This is a genomic window from Microvirga sp. jy35 (genome assembly GCF_056148915.1).
Window position 1 is genome coordinate 1 of sequence record NZ_JBWBEW010000071.1, and the last position, 11,538, is coordinate 11,538.

The 11,538-nt window shown below is 61.0% G+C and carries 10 protein-coding genes; 9 read left to right on the forward strand and 1 reads right to left on the reverse strand.

Features of this window, described 5'->3' with window-relative positions; all coding sequences use genetic code 11:
* From AC0QTX_RS26255 to AC0QTX_RS26265, 3 genes are all read left to right on the forward strand, one after another.
* Nucleotides 1-780, forward strand: a 780-nt coding sequence (locus tag AC0QTX_RS26255) for a TIM-barrel domain-containing protein (protein ID WP_474606738.1), incomplete at its 5' end; no start/stop codon positions are given.
* A 192-nt stretch (nt 781-972) separates the two neighbouring features.
* Nucleotides 973-2,907, forward strand: a complete 1,935-nt coding sequence (locus AC0QTX_RS26260; RefSeq protein ID WP_474606739.1) for an adenylate/guanylate cyclase domain-containing protein — start codon at nt 973-975, stop codon at nt 2,905-2,907.
* A gap of 678 nt (nt 2,908-3,585) precedes the next feature.
* The gene (locus AC0QTX_RS26265; RefSeq protein WP_474606740.1) at nt 3,586-4,680 is read left to right on the forward strand and encodes a Kelch repeat-containing protein; all 1,095 of its coding nucleotides are present in this window, start codon (nt 3,586-3,588) and stop codon (nt 4,678-4,680) included.
* A gap of 223 nt (nt 4,681-4,903) precedes the next feature.
* On the opposite strand, the gene AC0QTX_RS26270 is transcribed toward AC0QTX_RS26265, so the two are convergent.
* Nucleotides 4,904-5,602, reverse strand: coding sequence for a fumarylacetoacetate hydrolase family protein (locus AC0QTX_RS26270; RefSeq protein WP_474606741.1), 699 nt, complete (start codon nt 5,600-5,602; stop codon nt 4,904-4,906).
* A 356-nt stretch (nt 5,603-5,958) separates the two neighbouring features.
* Here AC0QTX_RS26270 and AC0QTX_RS26275 point away from each other — a divergent pair, with 356 nt between their 5' ends.
* The 6 genes from AC0QTX_RS26275 (at nt 5,959) to AC0QTX_RS26300 (ending at nt 11,399) form a co-directional block, all read left to right on the forward strand.
* Nucleotides 5,959-6,981: an ABC transporter substrate-binding protein gene (locus AC0QTX_RS26275; RefSeq protein WP_474606742.1), complete on the forward strand. Its 1,023-nt coding sequence runs from the start codon at nt 5,959-5,961 to the stop codon at nt 6,979-6,981.
* A gap of 77 nt (nt 6,982-7,058) precedes the next feature.
* A complete protein-coding gene (locus AC0QTX_RS26280; RefSeq protein ID WP_474606743.1) occupies nt 7,059-7,799 on the forward strand; it encodes an ABC transporter ATP-binding protein in 741 nt (246 codons plus the stop codon).
* Nucleotides 7,796-8,659, forward strand: coding sequence for an ABC transporter permease (locus AC0QTX_RS26285; protein WP_474606744.1), 864 nt, complete (start codon nt 7,796-7,798; stop codon nt 8,657-8,659). Before AC0QTX_RS26280 ends, AC0QTX_RS26285 begins: the two co-directional genes overlap by 4 nt.
* Nucleotides 8,660-8,742: 83 nt before the next feature.
* The gene (locus AC0QTX_RS26290) at nt 8,743-9,447 is read left to right on the forward strand and encodes a GntR family transcriptional regulator (RefSeq protein ID WP_474606745.1); all 705 of its coding nucleotides are present in this window, start codon (nt 8,743-8,745) and stop codon (nt 9,445-9,447) included.
* An 88-nt stretch (nt 9,448-9,535) separates the two neighbouring features.
* Nucleotides 9,536-10,390 (forward strand): ureidoglycolate lyase, encoded by an 855-nt coding sequence (locus tag AC0QTX_RS26295; protein WP_474606746.1) that lies wholly within the window; start codon nt 9,536-9,538, stop codon nt 10,388-10,390.
* Between the two features lie 94 nt (nt 10,391-10,484).
* Nucleotides 10,485-11,399 (forward strand): NAD(P)-dependent oxidoreductase, encoded by a 915-nt coding sequence (locus AC0QTX_RS26300; RefSeq protein ID WP_474606747.1) that lies wholly within the window; start codon nt 10,485-10,487, stop codon nt 11,397-11,399.
* Nucleotides 11,400-11,538 lie beyond the last annotated feature (139 nt).

Sequence of the window (11,538 nt, forward strand, 5' to 3'; positions counted from 1 at the left end):
GCGATCGAGGAGGCGGGGCGGGGCGATGACATTGTGTTCTTCGACCGATCCGGCTTCACCCAGAGCCCGGGTGCGGCAACGCTCTTCTGGCTCGGTGACCAGATCCAGAACTGGAGCGAGTATGACGGCATCAAGACCGCCGTCGTCGGCATGCTGTCTGGCGGCATCTCGGGAGGAAGCCTGATCCACAGCGATACGGGCGGCTACAGCGCCTTCAAGTTCGACGTTGCTGGACGGGAGATCCCGATCATCGCACGCACGCCGGAACTTCTCATGCGGTGGACTGAGTTGAACGCCTTCACGGCCGTCCTGCGGACCCACGAGGGTCTCGTCCCTGGAATCTCAGCCCAGTTCGACACGAGCCCTGAACTCTTGGCGCACACGGCACGCTTTGCTAGGGTTTACAAGGGTCTGGCGGCCTATCGCAAGCGCCATGTCGCAGCAGCGGCGCAGCATGGCCATCCGCTGACCCGTCACCTCTTTCTTCACTACCCCGATGACCCCAACACCTATGGTCTGCGCTACCAGTATCTGCTTGGTCCTGACCTCATGATCGCGCCGGTTGTGGACAAGGGGGCAACGTCTGTGGAGGTCTACTTTCCGGAAGGATCCGAGTGGGCGGACCTCTGGACGGGTGCCGATGCGGGCAGGGCCGGCGAATGGACACGTGCGCCCGCGCCGCTGGGCAGGCCCGCGGTGTTCCTGCGCAGGGGGGCAGAGTCGGCGAATGAAATCATCGGCGGGCTGAGAGGCGTGAACGTTCTCGACCGCCAGAACTGATCCTTTTTCGAGTGCGGAAGGTCCGCAACTTACAGCAGATCTATGGCCAAGCCAGCAACGCACACCCTACATATTGCTGTGTACCGACACAATCAGGTTCAGCTTCAGCGATTAAGACGGGCTTTCGCTTCGAAAGCGTCAGCCGGTACACTGGTCAGGGCGCCGCTGGGGCGGTGACCGGAAGGCTGGGGTATGATGCGGGTTCGGTTCGGCTTTCAACTCTCCGTCACGACGCTGTTCGTGGCAGTGGTGCTTGCCGTCGGCCTCACCCTGGTCTTTCTCAGCTTCGATCGCGCCCGCTCGATCACCCGATCGGCCGCCCTGGCCTTCATCGACCGGGTCGCCGACCACACGGCCGACCGGGTGGACGGGCAGTTCAAGGACGTGCTCGATATCCTGGAGGTCCTGCGGCAGCTCGAGCCCGTCGAGTCGGGCACGATCCTGGGCAATCCATCGCTCTACGCCACCCTGGCAGCGCTCCTGCGCCGGCACGGGCAGCTCTACAATCTCTACATCGGCTACGATGACGGCGGTTTCATCGAACTCGATGTGCTGGATCGGGCAGGACCTGCGGTCCGCGCGCAGCTCCACGCGCCGCCCGATGCCGCCTTCAGGTTGACCGTCATGGAGACACCGGCCGGGGAGACATCACGGATCCGCTTCACGTCCTATCTCTCTTCCGACCTAGCCATCCTCGCCCAGGACCATCGCACGGCCGACTACGACCCGCGCGAGAGGCCATGGTATCGGGACGCTTTCCACCCCGGAGCCGGTCCGATCACCGAGCCTTACGTTTTCAAGCTCGCCAACCTGATCGGCTACACGGTGCGGGCACCGTTCCCGCAAGGGCGACGTGGCGTCGTTGCCGGGGACATCCTTCTCACCGAGACGGATGCCTTCCTGCGCTCGCAGAAGCTCGGCACCTCTGGTGTCGTGTTTCTGTTCGATGACAGTGGCCGGATCGTCGCCCATCCCCGCATGGAGGAGGTTTTTTATGCCCGAGCGGCAGACCCTCCCCTCGACCTGCCGCGCCTCGGCCAGCTCGTGGCCGTCGACATTGCCCAGCCCTTGAACGCCTGGCAGCAGGGCAGGGCGGCACAGCAGATTTTCGAGGCGGCGGACGGGCGGACCTACGTCGTGGCGTTCCGCTCGATCGGGACGGCCCGGTCCTCTGGTCTCAGCCTTGCCGTCATGGCGCCGCTCGACGAGTTCTTCGCCGAGATCGAGGCCGGACGGCGCCGGCTGTTTCTCCTGGCGCTCGGTCTCGTCCTTGCGGCACTCCCGGTCGTGTGGTGGATCGGCTCGATGCTGTCGCGATCCATGAAGGCGCTGGCGTTCGAGACAGACCGGATCCAGAGGTTCGAGACCGGCGGGTCCACGAGGCGGGTCCGCTCGATCATCCGTGAGATCGACGACCTCGGACGATCCGTTGCCACGATGCGGACTGTGGTGCGGACCTTCGCCAGCTTCGTGCCGAAGCGCCTCGTCCAGCAGCTCGTCGCCACGGGGGATGCGCTCCAGCCTGGCGGGTCGCGTCGCGAGGTCACGATCCTGTTCACCGACATCACAGGCTTTACCGCCATCACCGAGAGGGCCGATCCCGAGCAGGTCATGCTTCGCACCTCGCGTTATCTCGCCGTGCTGTCTGCCGTGATGACGGAGCACAGCGGCACGGTCGACAAATTCGTTGGTGACGCCATCATGGCGATCTGGAACGCGCCGGCCGACGATCCCGATCATGTCGCCCATGCCTGTGCTGCCGTGCTGGCCTGCCGTGAGGCCAACCGGAGGCTCAACGTGGAATTCGAGAGCGAGGGCTGGCCGGCCTACCGGACCCGGTTCGGGCTCCACACCGGAGAGGCGGTCGTCGGTACCATCGGGTCGGATGACCGGATGGCTTACACAGTCCTCGGCGCAACCGTGAACTTGGCGGCGCGGCTGGAGCCGCTCAACAAGGAATACGGTACCGAGATCCTGGTCAGCGAGGCCATCCAACGCCAAGTGTCCGACCGCTTTGCGTTTCGGACCGTCGACACGATCCAGCCAAAGGGATTCGAGGCGAGGGTTCAAGTATACGAACTCTGTGGTGAGCTGAATGAGCATTCCCGTAGAGGAGATCGCGCCTGACGGGATGATTGGTGCAAGGACTCACCAGCGTACCATCACACTGCCCTAAGACATGTCGCTGAAACCTCCGTACGTGATTTCAAAAGAGCTTCACAGCTCGGCCCAACTACCAATTTGGTATCGAACGATAGTTCCGGTATGGCAAATCCCGGAACTAGGTTGAATGTCCGCTCATGCAGTGAACAGCGGGCGTTCGCGAAGGCAGGGGATCGGCAGAGAATGACCCGAAGGCGACGTTCCACCTCGCGTGGTTGCGTATCAACCTGGGTTTGGAGACGATCAGGAAAGCTGTTCGGCGCTTCGAGGCTCTCCCGGGTTACCCTTACGTTTATGGATCCATTCCTTAGGTGGAGGGGCAGAGCTTATCCAGCCGGGAACGGCTACGAGAGTGCAGCAGTTGCTTCCTAAACGCGCCGGTATCATCGAGAACATCCTTTGCTTCCAAATGGTCGAACAAGGCTTCGTCCATATTGTGATCCGTGTACGTCCGCAGTGAAATGACCCCGCCATCGCGCTCCAGAACCTTATTGCGGCACAGGTGAACCTGAGCGAACACGAGCAGGCGCCGTGGGAAGGTAGCTCCATGCTGGAATGATGCCGCGCCGACCTGCCATCATCACCGCATCGTGAGGGGCGGTAGCCAGTTTCGGCTTGCGGCGATGTCATGGTTCACTCAGCATGAGCCCCGCCGAACTGGAAAACGGGGCGATCATGATGCTCAACCGTCGTTCGCTCATCGCCGGGGGCTTGGGTGTCGTCGCGACCTCGGCTTTCGCGCAGCATGAGCACCATTCCGGCCAGTTCGAGCGCCTCAATGCGCCCGGCCGGATCGATCTGCCCGATCTCCATCGACAACATGCGGTCACTGAAAGTCCGGCACCCGCCGCCCCACGCCAGGGGCAGTGGCAGCCGCGCGCGCCATTACCATTGCCTAGGACCGAGATGGCCTGGGCAGCCGAGTATCGCGGGCGTGTCCACCTCGTCGGCGGCTATGCGGAGCAGCAGGTCGACAAGCCTTATCACCACGCCTACGACCCTGGTTCCGATCGCTGGGAGGAGCTTCCGCAGTTGCCGCGTGGAGCTAACCACGTCGGCGTGGCAGCCCTTGGGGACCGGCTCTACGCATTCGGAGGCTTCACGGAGCAAAACCGCAATCCGCACGATGGCGTGTTCGCCTTTGACGGGGAGCGCTGGCACACGCTTCGGCGCTTGCCGGAGGCCTGCGGTGCCATCGCTTGTGTTGCCCTCGGGGACGAGATTCATCTGATCGGCGGCGCCATCGGCACCGACAACCGCCGCTCCATCGACTGGCATCTCGTCTACAATCCAGCAGAGGACCGCTACAGCCGCCGCCAACCGATGCCGTTGGGACGCGACCACACCGGGGTTGTTGCGGTGAACGGGGTCGTCCACCTGATCGCCGGCAGGGTGGACAGCTTCCACACTAACTCGAACCTGCACCATACCTACAGTCCGCACACTGACGAATGGACCGCCCGCGCCCCGATCCCCACTGCCCGGTCCGGACATGGCACTGTCTGGTATCGTGACCGGATTTTTGTCATGGGTGGGGAGGGTACGAACAGGGTCTACGGGCAGACTGAAGCCTACGATCCCGTACGGAATACCTGGGAGGCTTACACGCCGATGCTCACGCCTCGTCATGGCATGGGGGCAGTCGCGGTTGGTGACGCGATCTACGTGGCCGGCGGAGGTCCTCAGATGGGGGGCGGCGTGAAGAGTGCCATCAACGAAGCCTTCAGCTTGGCCTGACACTTGTTGGAACTCGGACGGAAGTCAGGTCACGCCCGTTCCGCGAGACGGCGGTCGTACGTTCTGGGCAGGCCTGACAGGCCTAAACCAAGTCTCCTCACCCACTCTCCGCTAGTCATTTTGGAACGCCGGTAACATACAAAATGCGGGGCATTGTTATTGTACCCAAGCGCCGGCCGCTGTTCGCCCGTACTTGGATACTCATTCCACCAAGGAGGCTGCATTAACCGCTGATCCGCACCGTCAGCGTTCCCAGCCTGTCGATGGTGCCCACGAGTTCGTTGCCTGGCACGACCGGACCGACGCCGGCAGGGGTTCCGGTCAGGATGATGTCGCCTGGCTGCAGCATGAAATACTTGGACAGGTTCGCGATGATTTCCGGCACTTTCCAGATCATCAGCTTCAGATCCGAATCCTGCTTCGTCTCGCCGTCCACCGTAAGGCGGATAGAGCCTTCCGAGATGTGCCCGACCTGCTCGACGGAGTGAAGAGGGCTGCAGGGACACGACTCGTCGAAGGCCTTTCCGGCCTCCCAGGGCAGGCCAATCTTGCCGAGATCCATCTGAAGATCGCGACGGGTCATGTCGAGGCCGATGCCATAGCCATAAATATTATCAAGCGCATCGTCGACCGAGATGTCCCTTCCGCCTTTCTTGATCGCGACAACCAGTTCAAGCTCGTAATGGTAATTGCCCGTCATGGGAGGGTAGGGAATCGAGCTCCCATCCTGAACGATGCTGTCGGTTGGCTTCTGGAAGAAGATAGGCGGATCCCTAGACTCGTCGCCTCCCATCTCGCGCACGTGGGCGACATAGTTCCTGCCGACACAGTAGATCCTGCGAACCGGGAATATCTGACTCGTTCCCGCCACCGGCAGAAAAGCGCGAGCCGTGGGCGCTATCACATAGGAACCCGCGTCCATTGCTGTCTCCCTCGAAAAGTTGCACCCGAATCCCAAGTGTCGATCTTCAGTGCCAATATTGTCGTCTAGCTAGCCATAAAATGTATTTTACGGGTCGTAGGCGAGCTGTACTTTCGTATAGTAAGTTCAGGCAATACTTACATTAAACCATTGCAAATTTCGCGTTGCACAATGCAATGACTGAATTTTTCGAAGTTTTTGTGCACAGCACAAAATACAAGCGTAGCTTTAATGACCGAAGACAGAAAAATTGATCATACATTTTTTGACATACTGAACCAACGCCTACATTATCGGGTGCCGCACCAAACGCAGGCACTGCCAATGAGCAGCAGAATGCAGGAGAGGAAACGTCGATGAAGATGAGCAAAGCTCTTGGATTAGCTGTAACGCTTGCCCTTGCTCCCTGGGCAATGAGCGTCGCTAGCGCGCAGAATGCGCCCACGAAGATAACGGTGGTCCTTCCGAACCCGTCGGCCGTGAACAACTTCCCGCTCTACGTTGCGATGGGCGAGAAGATGTTCGAGAAAGAGGGGCTCAATGTGAGTGTCGAGGCTGTCGACGGCTCCTCTCAGGTTCTTCAGGCCATGTCAGCCGGTCAGGCGCAAATCGGGCAGCCTGGACCCGCGCCGGTTCTCGCCGCACGGGCCCGCGGCGTCGATGTAGTCTTCATCTACAATCACTTTGCGAAATCGGTTTTCGGCGTCGTCGTTCCCGAGAAGTCGGCAATCAAAACACCGGCCGATCTCAAAGGAGCCGTGATCGGCGTCGGCACGGCCGATGGTGCAGAAGTCGGCTTTACTCGCGCAATTCTCACCGATCAGAAGATGAGCGAAGGCAAGGACTTCACGTTCCTGCCCGTTGGCGATGGCGGTCTTGCCGCTGCCGCCTTCCTGCGTGGTGACATCAAGGCGTATGCGGCGGCTGTCAGCGATGCGGCTATCATGGAAACAAGAGGGATCGACCTGCGGGAGATCACGCCCGAGCAGTATCTGGCTTACTTCGGCAATGGCTATGCGGCGATGAAGTCTTTCATCGACCAGAACCCACAGGCCGTTGAGAAATTCGGCCGTGTCCTTGTTCAGGCGACGGAGTTTGGACTCAAGCCTGAGAACAAGGACAAGGTCCTGCAGCACACGAAGGCCGGAAACCCACAGGAGGGCGAGGATACCAAGTTGTCGGCTGCCCTGTTCGAGCAGGTGAAGGAGCGGATCACGCCGTTCGACAAGTCGAAGGGCTGGGGCTACCAGCCGCCGGAGCATTGGGAACTCTGGCACAAGAGCGCCGTGGCCTCCGGCGTCATCAAGAGCCCGCTCCCGGATCTGAAGGCTGCATACACCAATCAGTTCGTCGACGCCTGGAACAAGGGTTCGAAGTGATGGCGGTAGTCTCGATGGCTGGAGAAGCTGTTGCTCCGGTCGGCCTTATGGGCCGACCGGTGTATGAACTGCGAGGCGTGAGCAAGACTTTCGTCAGACGCAATGTGCAAGCCCTCGACAAGGTGGATCTGGTGCTGCGGGAGGGCACTTTCTCATCGGTCATCGGACCGAGCGGGTGCGGAAAATCCACCCTGCTCAAGATCATGGCGGGCCTGCAGCCGCCATCATCGGGCAGCGTGGTTCTCGAGGGTAAGCCGGTGATGGGGCCGCGTCGGGACATCGGCATGATGTTCCAGCAGGCTACCCTGTTCCCGTGGCGGACCACCCTGGAGAACATCGTGCTCCCGATCGAAATCCGCGACGGCAAAGCGGCAGCCCGCGCCAAGCATGACCAGGCGCGCCAGCTTATCGATCTTGTCGGCCTGAAGGGTTTCGAGAATGTCTATCCGAGCGAGCTCTCCGGCGGCATGGCGCAGCGCGCGGCGATCTGCCGGATGCTGATTACGGAGCCCGCTGTCCTGTTGCTCGACGAGCCGTTCAGCGCGCTCGACGAATTGAGCCGCGACTTCATGAACATGGAGTTGCAGAGGATCTGCCTTGAGCGCAATGCCACGACATTCCTTGTGACCCACTCGATCCCCGAGGCAGTGATCCTCTCCGACGTGGTGTATGTGATGTCGCCTCGACCCGGGCGCTTCGTCGAGGCTATCACGGTCGACCTGCCCAGACCAAGAACCCTGGACATGATGACCGATCCGCGTTTCGGAGCGCTTGTTCACCGCATCCGCAGTCATCTCGACAAGGGAGCGTTCCAATGACCCAAGCACAAGTCTTGGCCCCGGCAATTCCCGAGCAAACCGTTTGGGCGGAGCGCGTTTCGTGGATCGACCGGGTCCCGCGTTGGGTGTCGATGCTGGCTCTGCTGATCGGCTTTCTGGTCGTGTGGCAGATCGTCTATCTGATCGAGCTCATCTCACCGATCATTCTTCCGTCCCCCCTGGAGACGATTGAGGACTTGTTCGTCGTGGGGAGGAACCTGCTGACGGGCGATTACATGCTCATGGCACTTTGGATCACGACACAGGAGGTTCTCCTCGGTTTTGTGATCGCTGTCGTGCTCGGCTTCGCTCTCGGAGTTCTCGTGGGCGAGACCGCGTTCGGTGAGCGGGCCGTCATGCCTTATCTCGTGGCCATCAACACCATGCCCAAGGTAGCGTTTGCACCTCTGTTCGTGTCATGGCTGGGATTCGGCATCGCATCCAAGGTGGCGCTCGCCGCATTCATCGCCTTCTTCCCGGTCATCGTCGGAACGGCAGCAGGCCTTCATGCCGCCGACCAGAACGCCCGCATGCTGTTCAAGACCATGGGGGCAAGTCGTTGGCAGACCCTGGTGCAGCTGAAGCTCCCCATCGGAATGCCCCATTTCTTCTCGGGTCTGAAGAATGCTGCGGTGCTCGTCGTTGTCGGCGCGGTGGTGGGCGAGTTCCTGGGCGGCGGCAAGGGCTTCGGTGAGCTGATCCGCGTGGCGGCTGCCCAGCTCAACACCCCGCGCGTGTTCTCGCTGATCATCTACCTCAGCCTGCTCGGACTGGCGACGTTCTGGATCGTGGCCTGGGCCCAGCGCAGGTTCGTCTTCTGGCACAAGGAGAGCGTCACAGAGGAGACTCTTGCGCAATAACGGGTAAGACGATGTCCCGGCGGTTGACCTCCGTCCTCCACCGGGACATTCGGCTCTGAACCAAACCTTGCGCGGGCTGCGTCATGAACAAGATCGAAAAGATAACTGCGGCAACCTCGGTCTATGAGAGGCTTCGCCAGGACATTTTGAATGGCGAGTTGCAGCCAGGACGAAAACTCCTGATCGACTTCGTTTCCGACCGGTATGGTGCCGGCCTCAACCCGGTCCGGGAAGCGCTTAACCGTCTCTCCTCCGAAGGGCTGGTCGAGCGAAAGGACCAGCGTGGCTTCTTCGTGCCCCCAGTGAGCATTGAGGGCTGGCGCGAGTTGGTGAAGACCCGGTGCTGGCTTGAAGGTAAGGCCCTCGAGGAGGCTATCAGGAATGGTGATCAAGCCTGGGAAGAGCGGATTGTCGTATGCTTCCATCACCTCTCCCGCACACCGTGGAAGCTGTCCGAGGAAGATACCAGCACCAACCCTGCTTGGGAGGAGCGGCATCGGGCCTATCATCTTGCCCTCATCGGTGCCTGCGGCTCCTCGATTTTGATCAGCATCTGCAAGGATCTGATGGATCAGGCGCAGAGATACCGTTTCATCTCCGTGGCCTCCTCAAAACGTTACCGCAATACCTTAGAGGAGCACCGCGGGCTCATGGAGGCCGTGCTTGATCGCAAGGCTGACTTGGCCGTCGAGCGGCTCGTCGAGCACTACCAGACAACGCTCAGGCACATCGAGGATCAGATCCAACCACCGCCGAAGGTTCGGTTCGATCCTTCCATGCCCAGCTAACAGGATCTAGACGCGGCTGAACGGACCGAGTCTTGAGCCACAACTGACCACGTTCACCTTCAGAATTTCAATAGAGCAAGGAAGTCCCATGAAGCTGCTGCGCTACGGCCCACCTGGCCAGGAAAAACCCGGCGTTCTCGACCGCGATGGCAACATCCGCGACTTCTCCAGCATCGTTCCTGATATTGCCGGAGACGTTCTGTCGCCTGGCAGCCTTGCCCGACTGCGCAGCATCGATCCCACCACGCTGCCACGCGTCGAAGGCGATCCGCGCATCGGTCCCTGCGTCGGGCAGGTCGGCAAGTTCATCTGCATCGGCCTCAACTATTCCGACCATGCGGCCGAGTCCGGCATGGCCGTCCCGCCCGAACCCATCATCTTCATGAAGGCGACCAGTGCGATCTGCGGGCCGAACGACGGCATTGAGATGCCGCGCGGTTCCGAGAAGACGGATTGGGAGGTCGAACTCGGCATCGTGATCGGCAAAACCGCCAAGTACGTGGACGAGGCACAGGCGCTCGAGCATGTGGCAGGCTACTGCGTCGTCAACGACGTCTCAGAGCGCTCCTTCCAGATCGAACGCTCAGGACAATGGACCAAGGGTAAGAGCGCGGACACCTTCGGCCCGATCGGCCCCTGGCTCGTCACACGGGACGAAATCCCCAATCCTCAGAACCTGGGCATGTGGCTCGAGGTGGATGGCAATCGCTACCAGAACGGCAGCACGGAGACCATGGTCTACGGGGCTGCGTTCCTGGTGAGCTACCTGAGCCGGTTCATGAGCCTGCAGCCTGGAGATGTGATTGCGACTGGGACGCCGCCGGGTGTCGGTATGGGCATGAAGCCGCCGGTCTACCTGCGTCCCGGCAATCGCGTTCGACTGGGCATCGAAGGCCTTGGCGAGCAGGAGCAGCTCGTCAGGAGCTGGAACGGCCAGGGCTAGCTTTTCCCCCGCGGCAGGATCGAGAGGCGGCATCGCTTTGTCATGCTGCCTCTCGGGCAGAGGTATCGGCGAGGGCGAAAACCAGGAGACGTTGATGAGGATAGGTGTCATTGGGCTTGGACGCATGGGCGCTGCCCTTGCGTTCCGACTTCAGAGTTGCGGCCACGAACTAGTGATCTGGAACCGCACGCCCGGAAAGGCCGAGAGCCTTGTTGAGGCTGGCGCGGCTCCTGGCGAGTCTCCGGCCGCGGTCGTCGAACAGACCGAGGCAATCATTACCTGCCTTTTGGACGACAACGCCTTGGATGAGGTGTTCAATGGCGATCGAGGCATTCTGTCCGCTGACCTGACCGAGAAGCTCGTCGTCGAGATGAGCACGGTTCAGCCCAGGACCCAACGAGCCTTAGCCGAACGGGTCAAAGCAAAGGGTGCAGCCTATGTGGAATGCCCCGTGAGCGGATCAACGGGTCCGGCTCGGGAAGGGCGGTTGATCGGCCTCGTCGGTGGGACCACCGAAGATGTCGCTCGTGCGCGCCCGATCATCGAACAGTTGTGCCGTCGCTTTGAGCATGCTGGCCCTGTCGGCGCGGGGGCGAGCCTGAAGCTTGCCGTGAACCTTCCCCTGGTCGTCTATTACCAAGCCCTCGGGGAGGCCTATTCTCTCTGCCGGCATCTCGGCATCGAACCGGAGCGGATTGTCGACCTCTTCTCGGACACCTCCGGCGGCGCGAACATTCTCAAAGCGCGTGGGGCGATGATCGCGAAGGGCATGCGCGGGGACGCGCCGCAACCCGTGACTTTCGACATCGACTCCTTCCGGAAGGATCTTCGAACTATGCTTGCGGAGGGCGCCGAACTCGGCCTCTCGCTTCCCGTCGCCGAGCGTACTCTCTCGGTTTACGATGAAGCGAGCCAGCAGGGGTGGGGCTCTCGGGATGGGACCAGTCTAGCCGGATACTGGCCAAGCCGTTCATCAGACAGAGCTGCGGAGGAAAGAGGCAGCAGCTGAGTGACATATACTCCTGCTAGACAATCGGCCGAGTGCAAACCTTATTGGCTAAATGTCCGCTGCTGGCAGATACTGTTGAAAAAGTCCGCAACTGCCGATTCTGGCGTGGTCAGCATACAGGATGCTGGGCCTAGTTTGG